The 15,557-nt window shown below is 63.0% G+C and carries 17 protein-coding genes; 4 read left to right on the top strand and 13 right to left on the bottom strand.

All coding sequences use genetic code 11. The annotated features are described in order from the left end of the window. Nucleotides 1–134: 134 nt before the first annotated feature. Together HMPREF2656_RS13395 and HMPREF2656_RS13390 are read right to left on the bottom strand one after the other, a co-directional pair. The gene (locus HMPREF2656_RS13395; RefSeq protein WP_246825063.1) at nt 135–599 is read right to left on the bottom strand and encodes a DedA family protein; all 465 of its coding nucleotides are present in this window, start codon (nt 597–599) and stop codon (nt 135–137) included. Nucleotides 600–622: 23 nt separating this feature from the next. Next, nucleotides 623–952: a hypothetical protein gene (locus HMPREF2656_RS13390; protein WP_246825062.1), complete on the bottom strand. Its 330-nt coding sequence runs from the start codon at nt 950–952 to the stop codon at nt 623–625. A 100-nt stretch (nt 953–1,052) separates the two neighbouring features. On the opposite strand from HMPREF2656_RS13390, the gene HMPREF2656_RS01605 reads away from it, so the two are divergent. Together HMPREF2656_RS01605 and HMPREF2656_RS01600 are read left to right on the top strand one after the other, a co-directional pair. After that, nucleotides 1,053–1,367, top strand: coding sequence for a FitA-like ribbon-helix-helix domain-containing protein (locus HMPREF2656_RS01605; protein WP_141743295.1), 315 nt, complete (start codon nt 1,053–1,055; stop codon nt 1,365–1,367). Further along, nucleotides 1,364–1,786 carry a type II toxin-antitoxin system VapC family toxin gene (locus tag HMPREF2656_RS01600; RefSeq protein ID WP_070815668.1) on the top strand — a complete coding sequence of 141 codons (423 nt, stop codon included), beginning with the start codon at nt 1,364–1,366 and terminating at the stop codon, nt 1,784–1,786. The genes HMPREF2656_RS01605 and HMPREF2656_RS01600 overlap by 4 nt, the downstream gene beginning before the upstream one ends. On the opposite strand, the gene HMPREF2656_RS01595 is transcribed toward HMPREF2656_RS01600, so the two are convergent. The 10 genes from HMPREF2656_RS01595 to HMPREF2656_RS01550 form a co-directional block, all read right to left on the bottom strand. After that, nucleotides 1,783–3,183 carry a protoporphyrinogen oxidase gene (locus HMPREF2656_RS01595; protein WP_070815667.1) on the bottom strand — a complete coding sequence of 467 codons (1,401 nt, stop codon included), beginning with the start codon at nt 3,181–3,183 and terminating at the stop codon, nt 1,783–1,785. The genes HMPREF2656_RS01600 and HMPREF2656_RS01595 overlap by 4 nt on opposite strands. Continuing rightward, nucleotides 3,183–4,232 carry a uroporphyrinogen decarboxylase gene (gene hemE, locus HMPREF2656_RS01590; protein ID WP_070815666.1) on the bottom strand — a complete coding sequence of 350 codons (1,050 nt, stop codon included), beginning with the start codon at nt 4,230–4,232 and terminating at the stop codon, nt 3,183–3,185. The genes HMPREF2656_RS01595 and hemE overlap by 1 nt, the downstream gene beginning before the upstream one ends. Before the next feature lie 26 nt (nt 4,233–4,258). Continuing rightward, complete coding sequence (locus HMPREF2656_RS01585) at nt 4,259–6,784, bottom strand: heavy metal translocating P-type ATPase (RefSeq protein WP_070815665.1); 2,526 nt, start codon at nt 6,782–6,784, stop codon at nt 4,259–4,261. Then, nucleotides 6,785–7,306, bottom strand: coding sequence for a hypothetical protein (locus HMPREF2656_RS01580; protein ID WP_070815664.1), 522 nt, complete (start codon nt 7,304–7,306; stop codon nt 6,785–6,787). It abuts the gene before it with no gap. Between the two features lie 7 nt (nt 7,307–7,313). After that, entirely contained in the window at nt 7,314–7,928 is a 615-nt protein-coding gene (locus tag HMPREF2656_RS01575; protein WP_070482068.1) for a hypothetical protein, read from the bottom strand. Further along, nucleotides 7,921–8,922 carry a porphobilinogen synthase gene (gene hemB, locus HMPREF2656_RS01570; RefSeq protein WP_371325692.1) on the bottom strand — a complete coding sequence of 334 codons (1,002 nt, stop codon included), beginning with the start codon at nt 8,920–8,922 and terminating at the stop codon, nt 7,921–7,923. The genes HMPREF2656_RS01575 and hemB overlap by 8 nt, the downstream gene beginning before the upstream one ends. A 42-nt stretch (nt 8,923–8,964) precedes the next feature. After that, nucleotides 8,965–10,665 (bottom strand): bifunctional uroporphyrinogen-III C-methyltransferase/uroporphyrinogen-III synthase, encoded by a 1,701-nt coding sequence (locus tag HMPREF2656_RS01565; protein WP_070815663.1) that lies wholly within the window; start codon nt 10,663–10,665, stop codon nt 8,965–8,967. Nucleotides 10,666–10,797: 132 nt separating this feature from the next. Further along, nucleotides 10,798–11,679 carry a hydroxymethylbilane synthase gene (hemC, locus tag HMPREF2656_RS01560; protein WP_070421705.1) on the bottom strand — a complete coding sequence of 294 codons (882 nt, stop codon included), beginning with the start codon at nt 11,677–11,679 and terminating at the stop codon, nt 10,798–10,800. After that, nucleotides 11,680–13,005, bottom strand: a complete 1,326-nt coding sequence (locus HMPREF2656_RS01555; RefSeq protein ID WP_083291877.1) for a glutamyl-tRNA reductase — start codon at nt 13,003–13,005, stop codon at nt 11,680–11,682. Nucleotides 13,006–13,050: 45 nt separating this feature from the next. Further along, entirely contained in the window at nt 13,051–13,287 is a 237-nt protein-coding gene (locus HMPREF2656_RS01550) for a glutaredoxin family protein (RefSeq protein ID WP_070421703.1), read from the bottom strand. An 85-nt stretch (nt 13,288–13,372) separates the two neighbouring features. Between HMPREF2656_RS01550 and HMPREF2656_RS01545 the strand changes: the two genes are divergently transcribed. Then, entirely contained in the window at nt 13,373–14,407 is a 1,035-nt protein-coding gene (locus HMPREF2656_RS01545) for an HAD family hydrolase (protein WP_070815662.1), read from the top strand. Continuing rightward, nucleotides 14,400–14,906, top strand: coding sequence for a GNAT family N-acetyltransferase (locus HMPREF2656_RS01540; RefSeq protein WP_070815661.1), 507 nt, complete (start codon nt 14,400–14,402; stop codon nt 14,904–14,906). Before HMPREF2656_RS01545 ends, HMPREF2656_RS01540 begins: the two co-directional genes overlap by 8 nt. Before the next feature lie 35 nt (nt 14,907–14,941). Here the strand turns inward: HMPREF2656_RS01540 and HMPREF2656_RS01535 are convergent, their stop codons facing one another. After that, nucleotides 14,942–15,403: an ASCH domain-containing protein gene (locus HMPREF2656_RS01535; RefSeq protein WP_070815660.1), complete on the bottom strand. Its 462-nt coding sequence runs from the start codon at nt 15,401–15,403 to the stop codon at nt 14,942–14,944. Between the last annotated feature and the right edge of the window lie 154 nt (nt 15,404–15,557).

The following is a 15,557-nucleotide window of genomic DNA, read 5'->3' as shown; positions in this document are numbered from 1 at the left end:
CCCGGGCAGGGAACTTTCTTCACCCCGACGGGCAAGAAAATTCACTCTCCCCAGGAAAGACGGCAACCAGAACGAACATAGTTCCACGCCCCAACCAGGAGCGTGGAACTATTTTGCGTTGGCGACCATTTTCGCTACTTGCCTGCCTCGAGCTCGTTGCCCACGGCCTCGACGGCAGGCCCTTTCTTCTTCGACTGGTTGCGGAAGATACCGATAAACACCACGACCAACAGTGCAATCGCGACCCAGTTGGCCACCTTGGCGTACTGGTCCAGCACGTCGACGACCGGCTCGCCAATCCACCAGCCCAACCCCAGGTAGAGGAACGACCAGAGGGTTTTGGAGATGAAGTTCAGCACCATGAACTTCCACAACGGCATGCCCGAAATGCCCATGAACACGAACACAACAAACGCGATCGGCAACGGGATGGGCACATACGCCAGAAAGATGCCGATCCAGCCGAGTTTGATCGCCCACCCTTCCACGCGGGCGATGTTCTTCGCCGCGCGTTTCGAGTTCGCCGCCTGCACGTCCAGGATGCCGCGACCCCAGAGTTTGCCGGCCCACCAGTAGATCCAGTCGAACTTGATGTTCACCAGCGAGCCGATGAGCAGGTAGATCAGCCAGTGGGGCGCCTCCCCACCGCGGCGAGCGCACCGGTGGAGGCTGCGCCGACGCGTGAGCCGGTCAGTGCCAGCAGGACCGGCGGGTGCAGGCCGAGCAGCCATGCACGCAGCGGGATCATTGCCAGGCCGAAGATGCCGACGAAGCCAAACCAGGCCAGGCACCAGTAGTCGGCTTTGGTGGGCTTGCCGTTCCAGGGCAGGCCTTCTTCTTCCCACCATTCCTTCTCGGCGGGTTCGGTGGGTGCCGCGGCACCAGCAGCGCCGGCAGCTTCGGCGGCTTCGGTGGGTTCGGCGGCATCGCGCTCGTTGGCGTGTTCTTCCATAGGTGATCAACCTAGCGGAGAACCCGCATTTGACCCTAGCCACACATCGCCCAGTGATGCTAGCATTTTGACAGCACAATTTGGATCGTAAGGAGGCAGCATGGGCGCTATCCAAAAAAGCAAAGCGACGCGCATCACGCGTCGGGCTGAGACCATAGTCGCTGAAAAGCCAGAGAAGACCGTAACGTTGACTATCCGTGGCGTCGACGAGAGAGTGCGCCACAAGATCAAACTTCAGGCCAGTATGAATGGACGGTCTATGGAGGCAGAGGTACGTCATATTCTGGAAGAAGCAGTCCGACCTGTAAAGGCTGGCTTGGAGCTTTTCGAGCTCTCCCAAGAGGTGGGAGGTATGGATGACCTCGCCGGTGTTATGGATGAAATGGTCACTGCCCGTCGCGGCGGTCAATCATGATCATCCTTGATACGAACGTTGTTTCAGAGCTTTGCCGGAAGGCTCCGCACGAAAACGTCAAACGATGGGCAGCCACCACGGACCCGAAGCAGAGCATTACTTCCATTACAGTCGGCGAGATTGTCCGAGGCGTTCGGAGTTTGCCGTCAGGTGCCCGACGGAACGAAATTCAGCACGTTGTCTTCTGGCAATTGTCTAATTTCGAGCAGCGCAACGGTGTCCTCGCTTTTGATACAGACGCTGCCTGGGCGTTCGGCGAAATCGTCGTGGAGCGAAAAAGGATGGGTCGCCCGATCCATGACGCCGATGCGATGATCGCCGCGATTTGTCGCGCCCACGATGCCCCGCTTGCCACCCGTAACCTCAAGGATTTTGAGGGTACGGGTGTTACGGTCGTCGACCCCTGGGAAGACGACTAAAGCAGTTGCTTGGCGACGACGCGCGCGTCCGCCACTACCGCCGGCACCCCCACGCCGCTCGCCCAAGCACCGGTGATGGAAATGCCGTCCACCTTGTCGATGATGTTTCGGACGTTGGTCACGGTGGCGAGGTGGTGTTCGTCGAAACGCGGCAAGCCCCCGAACCAGCGGTGGACGAAGATCTCTTCCAGGCCGGCGTCGCGGCCGTCGAAGCCGGTGATGGTTTTCAGGTCGTCGAGCGCCCAGTCCACCAGGTCGTCTTCGGAGGCGGTCAGGGCGACGTTGTCGCCGAAGCGGCCGAAGCTTGCGCGCACGATGGCGCCGCCACGTTCGGCGAGGTGAGGCCACTTGCGCGAGGAGAAGGTGAACGCCTTCGCTTTCACGTCGTCGGCACCGGTGGCAACGAGCACGCCCGAGTTCTGCGGCAGGCCCTCGTCGGTGGCAAACCGCATGCCGACGACTGCCGAGTTGGCCAACTTCACCGACTGGAGCTCCTGTGCCGCCTCTGGGACGACTTCCTTGAGCAGCAGCGCTGCGGTTGGTGCGGGTACGGCGAGGATGATGTGGTCGTAGATGGTGTCCTCGCCGCCCTTGAGGCGGAAACCGTTGCCTTCGCGGCGAATCTCCGAGATGAACGCGTCGATGTAGATGTCCGCCCCAGACTGCTCTGCGAGGGCTTCGTAGAGTTCGTGGTAGCCGTCGCGGAACGTGTTAAAGACCGCCCCCTGGCCGGTTGGCAGCTCCGCGCGGGAGCGCTCCAGGTTGGCCACGGCGGTGGACAGGTGCACCTTGCCGTCGCCGGCTTCAGCGAGGCGGTCGAGCTCTTCTGCCAGTTGCGGGATGGTGGCGCGAACGCCCAGGTCATCGGCGGTACAGGAGTAGACCCCACCAAGCAGAGACGACAGGATGACGTCGACGACTTCGTCGCCGTAGCGCTCGCGCACGAGTTTGCCGACGTTCATGTCGCCGTCGGTGTCCCAGGTGAAACCTTCGCGGTTAGCTTCGTCGTCGATACGCGCTGCGGTTTCGGCGCTGACCAAGTGCGCAACCGTTTCGGAGGTAGACGGGATACCCATCACGCCGCCGGTAGGCAGACCGCGGGCCTCGCCATTGGACCAGATCAGGGAGCGCAACCCGGACGGCTCGACGAGCGAATCACCAAGACCCAACTCGGTGAAGAACTCGACTGCGTCCTTGCGGCGTGCGAGGAATGCCTCGGCGCCCATATCGGTCGGGCCAGCCTCGAACGCGACGGTGTAGAGCTTGCCGCCGATGCGGTCAGTGGCTTCGTAGACGTCGATTTTCGCCTCGTCCGTGTCCTCGTTCGAGCTGAGTTTACGAAGCTCGTAGGCGGCAGTCAGGCCCGCAAGGCCTGCTCCGATAATGGCGATGTTCATTAATTCTCCTCGTGGATGATGCGCACTGCCTCAGTGATGGCGTCCGCATCGGTGGTCGGCAATACGCCGTGGCCCAGGTTGAAGATGTGTCCGGTGGCATCCCCAGCTTCGACTGCTCGAGCGGCCTCACCCTTGATGCGGGTAATCTCCTCGCGCACCACGTCGGTGCCGGCAAACAGCAGCGCAGGGTCCAGGTTGCCCTGCAGTACGCGCGGGGAGGTGAAACGCTTCGCGGCGGTGTCCAGCGGCACGCGCCAGTCCACACCCATGACCTCGCTGCCAGCCTCAGACATGGCACCGAGCAGCTCGCCGGTGGCCACACCGAAGTGGATGCGCGGGATCTCTCCCGCCACTGAATCCAGGATTTCAACCGAGTACGGCAGGACGAACTCGCGGTAGTCGGCCTCGGTGAGGAAGCCTGCCCAGGAGTCGAAGAGTTGCATCGCGTCGATGCCCGCCTCGACCTGCGTGCGGAGGAACTCGGTGATCGTCGGCACGAGGCGGCGCATGAGCGCGTGCCACGTTTCCGGATCGCCGTGCATCATCGCCTTGGTCTTCTCGTGGTTCTTGCTCGGCCCGCCTTCGATGAGGTAGCTGGCCAGAGTGAACGGCGCGCCTACGAAGCCGATGAGGGCCTGGGTGTCGCTCAGTTCGTCGAGAATAATGCGGATCCCCTCGGCGACTTCCTCCACGGTGTGGTCCAGGATCGGCAGGTTGTCTACGTCCGCACGGGAGCGAATCGGAGCGTCCAGCACCGGGCCCGTTCCCGGCACGATCTCCACCCCAACACCCGCTGCCTTCAGTGGCACCACAATGTCAGAGAACAAAATCGCCGCGTCCATGTCGTGGCGGCGCACCGGCTGCAGCGTGATCTCCGCGAGCAGTTCCGGCATGAAGCACGAATCCAGCATTGCAATGCCTTCTCGCACCTTGCGGTACTCCGGCAAGGAACGGCCGGCTTGGCGCATGAACCACACCGGGGTGCGGGACGGAGTGCGGCCGTAGGCGGCCTCAAGGAACGGAGCGTTAACAAGGTCGCGTCTAGTCATAGTGCCTTAGCCTACCTGCGAAAAGCCTAGATCTTGAACCGGCGTGCCCGGCGCGACTTCGCCTCGATGAACAGGGAGCTGCCCAGCATGAGCAGTGTCGCGCCGACGGGCGGTAGGGCTCCGGCGGCGGCGAGGACGACTGCGGTGGCGTTGTACGCAACGGCGAAAGCGAGGTTGCTGTTGGCGATGCGTTTAACGCGTTGGGCGTGCTCGATGAGTTGGGGCACGGACATGACGTCTTCGCGGATGAGAACGACTTCGGCGTCATCGCTCCAGCGTGGCTCCTTGGTACCCGCAAGGTCGTCTTCGGCGAAGAGGATGCCGGAGTCGGCGACGCGCAGGGTGGGCAGGACGGAGGCGTCGCCAACCATGGCAACGTTGGAACCTTGTGTGTGCAGTGCACGCACAGCATGGGGTTTGTCCAGTCCGTGAATGCCGGCAAGCACTTGGGAGATGCCGAGGAAGTCAGCGAACCGGCGCGCCACCGGGTAGGTGTCGCGGGTGAGCATGACGGTTTCCACGCCCATGGATTCCAGGCGGTCGATGGCCTGGATGGCGTCGTCTTTAGCGGGGTCGTATAGCGTGATCACACCGCGGTCACGTCCACCCCACCGCACGACGACGGGTGTGCCGCCAGTCGTGGCGGCGACGGAGAGTTTGCCGTGGAGTTGCGACAGGTTCGTCGGGCGCCACAGCGATGCCGCAAACGTTTCGGAGCGTGCGTTTTCACCAGTGCCCCACGTTGCGGTAATTGGTCCACCGAACTCGCCGTCGGGGGAGAAGGTGTCACCGTTGGCTTCGATCCAGTCTGGGATGCGTGGGTCGCCGGAGCGGGCGTCGCGTGCTCCTCGTGCTGCTTTCACAATCGCTTTGGAGGCCGGGTGGTCCGAGTCGGCAGACAGGACGCCGGCGATGCGCAGCACCAGCTCAGTGCTTTCGCCACGTACTGCGGTGACGGTCTCCACATGCATTTCCGGTTTGACCAGGGTGCCCACACGGTTGAAGACGACCATGTCGGTGTCGGCCAGGGTGCGAAGCGCGTTGCCGTCGCGCACAAGCATGCCGTGGCGCACGGCGGAGTCGAGGCCTTGGCGCATGGCGAGTGCAGGTGAGATGGCCAAACTCACGGGTGCGACGACGACCAGGATGGCCAGCGACGTCGCAGCGGCCGTGTTGATGTTGCCGTTAAACAGCAGCCAGAGTCCGAAGTTGAGCACCGCGATGACATAGGCGGTTGGGATCAGCAGGCCCGCGGAGCGAGTCGAGACCATGGTGGCTGCGTTTTGGTGACGTGAGGCGTCGTCAAGCCAGCGCTGCACCGCCGCAAGCAGTGTGGTGTGGCCGACGCGCGCGGCGCGGACCTTGATTTCGCCCGAGGCGAGCACCGAGCCGGCGGTGACGATCGAGCCGACTTTGAGGACTTCGTCGCGGTGCGTATCGACGAGCTCCCCACCAATCCGGCCGGAACCACCAACCACTTCCCCATCGACTGGGATGATGTGGCCTGCGGTGAGCGTGACGTCGTCGCCACGCCTGATCTCTGTTGCAGGCAACTCTTCGGGGCTGGGTGTGCCGCGTTTGTCGCGGTGATCCACGTTGTAGACGTCCTCAGCACCTGGCCTGCGTGATTCGAGCTCCTCGCGCAGGTCTGTGCGAACCTGCATGGAGAAGTACCTGCCGAACAGCAACAACGTGGTAACAGTGCAGGACACCTCGAAGTACAGCTCTGGGCTGTCTGACATGCGCAGCGGCATCCAGCTGCCTGTGGTGGTGTAGCCGATGCGGCCTACCTCGGTAAACAGCAGCATGGCAAACGACCACACATAGGAGGCCAGGATGGCGATCGAACTCGCGCCGTCCAGCGCCGAAATACCGCGACGCACGCCGCCTGCCATGGCGCGGTGGAACGGGGATGCGCACCACAGCGCCACCGGGGTGGCCAGCGCGAAGCACACCCACTGCCAGCCCGGGAAGTCCAGCGACGGGATGTAGGTGAGTAGCAGCACCGGGATGGTCAGCAGCACCGCCACCACAAGGCGCGTCGGTGTGACTAGGTCGCGGGCGGTAAACAGCACGTCGCCTTCACGGCGGGAGCGGCGCGACACCGGGCGCACAAACCCTTGCGCACGGGCGATCAGGTTCGCCTCTTCGTTACGACGATGCTTCGCCCGGCGCGGCATCGGGTGTTCCTGCCAGTAGCGGCCGTGTGCGCGACGCTGCAGGGTCGAGTCGGTCACGGTTGCGGTGACGCCGAAGCTTTCGATGGTGTCGGTGAGCTCCACAAGCGGCGTACTTGCCGGTGCGGTGACCCACGCCATCTTCGTCGGGTACACCAAGCGCGCCGACACACCTGGCAGCGCCTCAAGTGCTTCGGCGATGTCGGTCAGTTGGGGCCCGTCCTCAATACCCTCCAGCTCGAAGGCGTAGGAGGCGTTGGGGCGGACAAGTTCCCCGTCCAGGTCCCACGTCGCAGTGCCTGGGTCAATGCCTGCTTGGCGTGCGGCGTGGCGGGCTTCCTCGATGCAATTGTCTAGGTGTTCGTGGTTGCTCACTTACGCAACTCCCCTCCACAGGTCGCCACTTCGCGTATCGACGAACACATTCGCCGCCGGCCGGAACATCCCAAACAGGGCTGCGACAAGCAGGACAACCACCACGATGGCGGCCCAGCCAGCCACGCCGATGAAGAAGCCGGCAACGTTGAGGAACACAGTTGCCCCAATGCCTGCGGCTGCAATCCTGCGCGCAGTCTTCGACCCTTTATGGAAGTAGGCCGCACTCATCGACAGCAGGATGGCCAAGGCGATGTTGCCCCACGCCAAGATGCGCAGATTGAACCGGAAACGTTCGATCAATGCTTCGTCGGCACCTTCGATCATCCAGGTATCCGGCAGCCGGCCAGGCACGCCCTTGACCAGGGTCATCAGCCCGATGACGATCATCAACACCGCACTGGCAACCACCAGGTAGTAGGCGGTACGTAGCGGTCGGGGCCACTGCTCAGTGGCCTCGCCGCTGTACCTACGGTTCTTGTCATTCGGGTCGGAGACCATCGTGGGGAACATGCCTGCCATTGGGGACCTACTGTTCCTTCTCTGTCTTGGCTGCGTCTTTCTTCGACGCATCCTTCTTGGGCGCTACCCAGTTCACGGCGTCTTTGTCCGTGGAGTAGATGATGCCCAGAATGCCGGCCACACCCAGAATGATTTGGACGACACCGTCGATGCCGTAGAACACCACCGGTATGGCGGTGGAGGCGGGCTGCATCATGAACAGCGTGATCATGCGGAGGGCGAAGAACACACCGAAAATCTGCAGCAGCCGGTACGCGTTACCAGCCTGGGAGCTTTTGTTCCGCACGGCGCGCAGCGCGAACACGAACAACAGCAGCACACCCAACTGGATGAGTGTCATGAGGATCAGGGATCCGTAGACGCCCATGTTGATTAGGCCGTCCGAGATTTCCTCGCCACGCTGCTTAGCTTGTTGCTTGGCGGCGTCCCGCAGCGCGGACGGGTCGACGAACGCGAATACGACGGAGAGAATCTGGTGGATTAACTCGCCTGCGATCATCACTGCCCAGCACCGCAGCATCAACTGCACGGCCTCCGGCGGGCCGCCCGGCGTCTTCTTGTCCACGGCGCTGGCGTCGACGTGGCTGGGACTCTTCGGGTTGAGTGGCGGGAGGCTAACCATTGAGCTGCTTTGCTGCTTCGATGGCGTAGTAGGTCAGAATCTGGTCCGCACCAGCGCGTTTAATGGATACCAGCGACTCCATCATGGTCTCTTCGAAGTCGATCCAACCGTTCACGCCTGCTGCCTTGAGCATCGCGTACTCGCCGGATACCTGGTAGGCCGCCACCGGCACTGGCGACATTTCTGCCACCTTGGCCAGCACGTCCAGGTACGGCAAGGCCGGCTTGACCATGACAATATCTGCGCCTTCGGCGATGTCCAGTTCGGTCTCCAAAAGGGACTCGCGCACGTTTGCGGGATCCTGTTGGTAGGTGCGGCGATCGCCCTTCAGCGACGAGCCGACAGCATCGCGGAACGGACCAAAGAACTTGGAGGCATACTTCGCGGAGTACGCCATGATGATGACGTCCTCAAAGCCCTCGCGGTCGAGTGCCTTACGGATCTCGCCGATCTGGCCGTCCATCATGCCGGACGGGCTGACCATGTGTGCGCCAGCGCGCGCCTGGGACAGGGCGAGGTCGCAGTAGATTTCAACCGTCTTGTCGTTGTCCACGATCTCGTTGCCGTGTGCATCGGTACGCAGCACACCACAGTGGCCGTGATCGGTGAACTCATCAAGGCACGTATCGGAGATGATGACCAGGTCGTCGCCGAATTCGTCGCGAAGCGCCTTGATCCCGCGGTTCAAAATGCCATCTTCCGCGACACCGATGGAGCCTGTGGCGTCCTTATCCGCTTCAAGCGGCACACCAAACAGGTCGATCGCCCGCACACCAGCTTCAAGCGCCTCGTGGCAAATTGCCTTCAGGGAATCCTCGGTGTGCTGGTACACCCCCGGCATGGAGGCAATCTCGCGCGGCGCATCAAGGCCGTCTGCGATAAACAGCGGGAGGATGAAGTCGGCCGGGTGCAGCCTCGTCTCCGCCGTCAGGGTGCGCAATGCGGGGTTCTGCCGCAAGCGCCGTGGTCGTCGGGTGAGCTCAAAATCTGCCATGCGCCACATCTTAGAACGTCACCCGACACGACCCCAGCCGTGCTAGTTGCTCGCTGCCGACTTCCGGCGCTTCTTGCGCGGCGGCGGCAACTGCCCAGCCGCACGCAGACCAGCAACGTGCTCTGCCAAGGCGTCAATGAGCGACGGGATATCGGCGACCTCCGGGACGACGTCCACACGCAAGCCCTGCTCGCGGGCTTCCGCCTCCGTCACCGGGCCGATGCAGGCGATGATGGTGCGCGCGTGCGGCTTGCCGGCAATACCCACAAGGTTCTTCACCGTCGACGGGGAGGTGAAGCACACGGCGTCGAACCCGCCGGTCTTGATCATGTCGCGCGTCTCCGGCGGTGGCGGAGCAGCACGCACGGTGCGGTAGGCGACAACGTCGTCGACCTCCCACCCCTTGGCCTCCAGGCCATCGACCAGGACATCGGAGCCCAGGTCCGCGCGCGGCAGCAGCACACGGCCAACCGGGTCGATATCCTCGACATACTCCGGGAAGATCTCTGCCAGACCAGCAGCGTTCTGCTTTGTACGGTGCGGGATCAGCTCCGGGTACATGCCACGGGCACGCAGCGCATCAGCGGTCTTCTGCCCCACTGCGCCCAGGTGCACGCCGGCAAACGAGCGGGCGTCCAGACCAAGCTCCTCGAACTTGTCCCACACCGCATCAACGGCATTAACAGAGGTAAACAGCACCCAGCGGTAGCGTCCCTCCACAATGCCCTTGATCGCGCGGTCCATCTGTGCCGGGTTGCGCGGTGGCTCGAGCGAAATCGTCGGCACCGACTGCGGGATCGCCCCGTACTGCGTCAGGCGGGCGTTCATCGGGCCAGCCTGCTCCTTCGCACGCGGCACAAGCACGCGCCAGCCATACAACGGCCGGTTTTCCCACCAGGAGTACTTCGAGCGGTCGTCCGCAACAGTGCCAAGCGTAACGACGAGCGCACCCGACAGATCCGCATCCAACTTGCCCACCGTCTGCAACGTGGCATCAAACGTGCGCTGCAGACGCGTCGTTCCGTTCGTCGTAATCGTCACCGGAGTGGCGCCTTGGAAACCGCGCTCCATAAGCGCTTCTGCCATCTCTGCGAGGTGCTCCTGGGTGGCCTGGAACACCAACGGTTGCGGCGCAGACGCCAACTGATCCCAGTCCACCGGACCGTTGGTCAGGTCAGCCTCGGTATAGGTCGAACCCAACGCAATGCCAGCGAAGGACGGCACCGTCGACGGCAAGGACATGCCCGGCACCACGTGGAACTCCAGGCCAGCGTCTGCAACGGCGGAGATCTCCTCCATCACAGCATCACGGGTCAGCGGGTTGCCGGCGACCAGACGGATCACGTCACCGTCGCCTGCCTCGCCGTCCTCGATGGACTTCGCTGCCGCCTCGAGCGCCTCGCGCAGCTTCGGCACAATGCCCTCGCCTGCCAGGTCGCACTCCTGGAGCTCCGCCGCCGTCGGATCTTCCGGCTTCGGCGGCTTACGGCGCGCACCCGCCGCCTTCGCGTCGGCGCACATCTGCTCGTAGACGGCTTTCGCCTCGTCGAGCTTGGCCTGTGGCACTGGCAATGCTGAGCCAACGAAGTTTCTGACCCCCGCCGACACTTCCGGATCGACGAGTGCGATAGCGTTAGCTTCCATCACCTCGCGGGCACGGACCGTGAGCAGTTCAGGGTTGCCCGGTCCGGCACCCACGAAGATCACCTTCCCCGGCTGGGGGGTGTGAGAGGGCAATGTCATAGAGGAATCTCTTCTAGGCACAAATAACATCCCCCACGCAGACGGATCCACTTAAGCGACCCGTTGCGCGGAGGGGTGTGAACGTATGGTATTTACACCATAAAAGGGATATGCCCCAGAACAAAACCACCGCTACTTCATAACGTCGGCGGCACCGCGTTCAAGCAACGCCTCAGCAGCGCGTCGACCGATCTCCTCCGGGTCCGTACCCTGGACATCTTCCACGAGGGAACGGGACCCATCCAGCGCAAACACACCGGCACGCAGCTCGATGCCGTTCTCCGTCGCACGCGCGGTTGCCGCCACCGGCGCGGTGCAGCCGGCCTCGAGTACGGCAAGTACGGTGCGCTCGGCGCGGGCCTCGGCGGTTGCGGTGTCGTCGATAAGTTTCGCGATTGCTTCGCGGCCAGCCGTATCGTCGACACGGCACTCGACCGCAAGCGCACCCTGGGCGGGCGCCGGGATGAACTCGTGCGGGTCGAAGATCTGGGTCGCCCGGTCGCCGTAGCCACCACGCACCAAGCCTGCGTACGCAAGCATGATCGCGTCCAACTCTCCAGATTCGACGTAGCCCATGCGGCGCTCAATGTTGCCACGCAACGGACGAATGTCCAGGTCCGGACGCATCGCGCGCAGCTGGGAAATACGACGAGGTGCCGATGTGCCCACGCGGGCACCTTCCGGCAGCTCCGCCAGCGTCAGCCCATCGCGGGCGATGAGCGCCTCGCGGTTGTCCTCACGCTTGGGCACGATGAGATAGGAACGCGGCTCGTACGCCGTGGGCAAGTCCTTAAACGAGTGGACCGCAACATCCACCTCGCCATTAAACAGCGCGTCGCGCAGCGCGGAAGTGAACACACCGACGCCAATGCGCTCCACCGGCGCCTGCGACAGGTCGCCCGGGGTGACCACGATTTTCAACTCAGCCGGGTGGCCAACCGCGCCAAGGTCGTCGCGGACATGGCCCGCCTGTGTCGTCGCCAAGTGCGAACCACGAGTACCAATCTTCAACATTTACTTCTCCTTACCGCGCAGTTCCTCAGGCAGCGGGAGACGCTGCGCCTCCACCGACACCGCCGGCTGATCCAGCCCGAACAGTTCGGTCACTACCTCTTCCACACTCACTGTCTCCTGCGCCGCCGCAAGTTCCTTAATCTTCACCGTCGGCGCGTGCAGCAGCTTGTCCACGACCCTACGGACCGTGCGCTCAACCTGCTCAAAATCTTCCTCAGACATATCCGGAAGCCGGGTGCGAAGTTTCTGCAGCTCCTGGCCAGAGATCTCCGCAGCGTTTCTGCGAAGCCTCGTCACCGCCGGGGCCACCCCACGCACCCGCTGCTCGGAGGAAAACAGTTTCACTTCCTCGTCGATAATCGCCTCTGCCTCACGCAGCGCGCGCGAATCCTCGTTGGTCGTGTTACGCATCTGCTCGTGCAGATACTCGATGTTGACCAGGTGCACGCCGTCGATGTCAGTGACCGCGTCGTCGATATCGCGCGGCAACGACAGGTCCGCCAGCATCACCGGACCCGCAATGTCCTCCGGCGTAATGGTGAAGCCGTCAGCCGCCGTCGCGGACACCACAATGTCCACCCCACCCATCGCGTGCGAGCGGTCTTCAAAATCCACAACCTCCGCCGGCACGCCCGCCTCGCGGGAATGTCCAGCAAGGCGCTCGGCGCGGTCGCGCGTGCGGTTGGCAATCACCAACCCGTCAATGCCGCGCTTGCCCAGGTGCGTCGCCGCCAGCGAACTCATCGCGCCAGCCCCCAACACCAGAGCTTTCTTCCCCTTGAAGTCTTCAATCCCCATCAGCCCCATCGCCTCATCCAAGGCGGCGGTAACCATGGACGCGCCCGAGTCGTCGATAGTGGTCTCAGTGTGCACACGCTTGCCGGTATGCAGCGCCATCTGCGCCAACGAATGCAGATTCGGCCCCACCGTGCCACGCTCCGCCGCATCCACATACGCCGTACGCACCTGGCCGATGATCTGCTGCTCCCCCACAACCATCGAATCCAACCCCGACGCCACAGTAAACATGTGCTCCGCAGCAGCATCCGCGTACCGCACGTACAGGTAGCGACGCAGCTCCTCGATGCCCACCCCAGACACCTTCGTCAGCACCGTCAACACGTCCTCCACACCAGCGTGGAACGCGTTGGCCACCGCATACACCTCGAGACGGTTGCAGGTGGAGATAATCATCGCCTCGGACAACGAAGGCCGCTCAACAAGAGCCGCGGACGTCCCCTCCTGCAGCTCCGTATCCATGCTGAGACGTTCTAGTAGGGACACAGGTGCAGACCTATGCGACATCCCCACGACAAGAACACTCACAAAACCCTCCAGTCCGCGTTGGAAATCAAACTAAAGGATAGCCCCTTACGCGAGGAGCGCCGCCTCAAGGTCTGCGTTGTCCACTTCCCAGCAGGCAAGCTCCTCGCCGTCAATGACGACAACCGGCACGCGATCGCCGTATTCGGCAGCGTTGTCGGGGTCCAGGTCGACGTCGACAAGCATTAGCTCCGCGCCACACTTCTCCACTACCGGAGCAATCTGCGCCGCCACCCGCTCGCACGAACCGCACGTGGACCGCACCATCAACTCCACCGTCTTCATCCGAACTCCTCTACATCGTGTCTGCGGCGCTCGCCGTTGTACGATTGCTCACGCTAACACCGCCACCGAAAGAGTCACGATTGCCATGTCAGAACAGCGGGAATTCCTTGCACAATGGTCAGTCTCTCAAGGAAACCTCCGCCGCTTCCTTGAGGACCTTGCACTGCCCCCGCTTGACGACGACGCCCAGCGCACCGCCGGCCAAGCCGCCGCCGCTGCCGCCGTTGAAGAAACCTTTGGCATCAACATCCAAGACTTCGCCCTCGGCGTCGACTCTGTCGGCGGCGCCTTCAAAACCGCGGGCCGCCAAAAAATCACCCAGCCGGACCCCGAAATTCCCCAGGACCTCGAGGCGGCGGCATTCTTCGACATCGACAACACCCTCATCCAGGGCTCGTCGCTAATCCTGCTCGCCCAAGGCCTGTTCAAGAAACGCTTCATCACCTTGCGCGAACTCGCCCCGGCCCTGTGGAAGCAGATCCGCTTCCGTGTCTCCGGATCCGAAAACGCCGACGACATCGCCGAAGGTCGCGAGCAGGCCCTTGCCGTGGTCAAAGGCAAACGTGTCGACGAGCTCAAGGAGGCCTGCCAGGAGATCGTCGACAAGCAGATGCTGAACAAGTCCTACTCGGACGTCATCGAACTGGCCTCCATGCACATCGCCGCCGGCCAGCAAGTCTGGCTCGTCTCCGCCACCCCGGTCCAGATCGGCCAGGCCCTGGCGGAGACCCTCGGGTTCACCGGCGCTTTGGGCACCGTCGCGGAAGAAGAGGACGGCAAGTTCACCGGCCGACTCGTCGGCGACATCCTCCACGGCCCCGGCAAGAAGCACGCCGTGGCCGCCCTGGCCGCGCTGCAGCAACTCGACCTGAAGCAGTGCACCGCCTACTCCGACAGCATCAACGACCTGCCAATGCTGGAGATGGTCGGCTCCCCCGTTGCCGTCAATCCGGACCGCGCGCTGCGTCGCCACGCAAAAGCCCAAGGCTGGGCCGTCCGCGACTACCGCTCCGTTCGCCGCGCCGTACGCCTGTCCGCCCTGCCAGTATTGGGCGCTGCGGGAGCGTTCTCGCTGTGGCGCCTGTGGAACAAGCGGCAGGACAGGACTCACCATGCCTGATGCGTTTGCCCTGCGCACCCCGCGGCTTGAGTTGTCGGTGCCGACAGATGCGGATATCGACGCCATCTTTGCCATCCACTCAGATCCCCGCACGTACGAGCATCGCCCCGAGCTGACAATGAAGACCCGCGATGAGGCTGTCGAGCTTGCGCGCTCGTGGCAGAACAATTGGGCCGATCAGCAGTTGGGCTACTACACGGTACGCACCCTCGACGGCGCGACCATCGGCTTTACCGGGGTACGGCACAGCGAGGAAGCCGGCGAAGAAGTCCTGAACCTCTACTACCGTTTCGCACCAGAATCGCAAGGCCAGGGCTACGCCAAAGAAGCCGCGGCTGCCGCGATTGCCAGCGCCCGCGAGCGCTTCCCGTCGCTCCCCGTCATCGCCATCATCGACCCTGTGAATGAGGCATCGATTGGCCTAGCTTTGAGGCTCGGACTTGCGTATGTTCCCGGAGCGGGCGTCCCCGGCGACTACGAGGTGTACCGGCTTTCCTAGCTGGGAAAGCCGGCGTTGGTTCGGGCTGTGTGGCCTCAGCCGCGCCACGGCTCCAATGCCCTGATCGGGTACCGCTCATCAACGGTAAAGCGTTGGCACACCACCTGGGTGTTGTCGTCGATATCAAGCTCCCCGATGTACTCCACAAACTCTGGCGAGCGCCAATACTGCTCATGCCCAATGCGCCATTCGTTTGCGTCGGCGTAGCCCTCCCCCTCGGCGATGGCATGCTCGTCGCTCACGTCCGCCAACCGGTAAATCTGAACCTCAGTCGTGCGGATGACGCACACCACGTTGTCATGTGAGTCAAGGACGGCCTCGAGGGCACCCACTTCCTCATGCGGCTGATAGTCGTTGGGGTATTCAGCCAGCAAGGATGCTGTCGCAGTTTTCGTGCCGTCCAGGATGGCGTTGACAAGAGCGTCACGGAGCGGGCCTGGAAAGGCGAACTCGCCACGAGGCAACTCCGAAATGGGTTCTGCGGCGTCCCGATTCATACATTCATATTAGGCAGCGAGGCTCACCGTCCTTGGTGTCGCACTGTTATGCCTCGTAGTTTTGGGTTTCCGCAATCCTGGACAGTCGTTTTCCCTGGTCGTCTAGCTCTGTGTTTGTGCAACCAGACGATGAGCTCCGTATTGACCATGGTGT

This window comes from Corynebacterium sp. HMSC034B08 (genome assembly GCF_001835805.1).
Taxonomy (GTDB): Bacteria; Actinomycetota; Actinomycetes; order Mycobacteriales; family Mycobacteriaceae; genus Corynebacterium; species Corynebacterium coyleae.
This window is presented reverse-complemented; position numbering and strand designations above follow the sequence as displayed.

Excerpts from the sequence above, each read along its gene's own strand:
- HMPREF2656_RS01550 (WP_070421703.1), bottom strand. The coding sequence starts at position 13,287 with ATGAAGACGGTGGAGTTGATGGTGCGGTCCACGTGCGGTTCGTGCGAG.
- HMPREF2656_RS01545 (WP_070815662.1), top strand. The coding sequence starts at position 13,373 with ATGTCAGAACAGCGGGAATTCCTTGCACAATGGTCAGTCTCTCAAGGA.
- hemC (WP_070421705.1), bottom strand. The coding sequence starts at position 11,679 with ATGTTGAAGATTGGTACTCGTGGTTCGCACTTGGCGACGACACAGGCG.
- HMPREF2656_RS01575 (WP_070482068.1), bottom strand. The coding sequence starts at position 7,928 with ATGGTTAGCCTCCCGCCACTCAACCCGAAGAGTCCCAGCCACGTCGAC.
- HMPREF2656_RS01600 (WP_070815668.1), top strand. The coding sequence starts at position 1,364 with ATGATCATCCTTGATACGAACGTTGTTTCAGAGCTTTGCCGGAAGGCT.
- HMPREF2656_RS13390 (WP_246825062.1), bottom strand. The coding sequence starts at position 952 with ATGGAAGAACACGCCAACGAGCGCGATGCCGCCGAACCCACCGAAGCC.
- hemE (WP_070815666.1), bottom strand. The coding sequence starts at position 4,232 with ATGACTAGACGCGACCTTGTTAACGCTCCGTTCCTTGAGGCCGCCTAC.
- HMPREF2656_RS01595 (WP_070815667.1), bottom strand. The coding sequence starts at position 3,183 with ATGAACATCGCCATTATCGGAGCAGGCCTTGCGGGCCTGACTGCCGCC.
- HMPREF2656_RS01605 (WP_141743295.1), top strand. The coding sequence starts at position 1,053 with ATGGGCGCTATCCAAAAAAGCAAAGCGACGCGCATCACGCGTCGGGCT.
- HMPREF2656_RS01535 (WP_070815660.1), bottom strand. The coding sequence starts at position 15,403 with ATGAATCGGGACGCCGCAGAACCCATTTCGGAGTTGCCTCGTGGCGAG.
- HMPREF2656_RS01540 (WP_070815661.1), top strand. The coding sequence starts at position 14,400 with ATGCCTGATGCGTTTGCCCTGCGCACCCCGCGGCTTGAGTTGTCGGTG.
- HMPREF2656_RS01565 (WP_070815663.1), bottom strand. The coding sequence starts at position 10,665 with ATGACATTGCCCTCTCACACCCCCCAGCCGGGGAAGGTGATCTTCGTG.
- HMPREF2656_RS01580 (WP_070815664.1), bottom strand. The coding sequence starts at position 7,306 with ATGGCAGGCATGTTCCCCACGATGGTCTCCGACCCGAATGACAAGAAC.
- hemB (WP_371325692.1), bottom strand. The coding sequence starts at position 8,922 with ATGGCAGATTTTGAGCTCACCCGACGACCACGGCGCTTGCGGCAGAAC.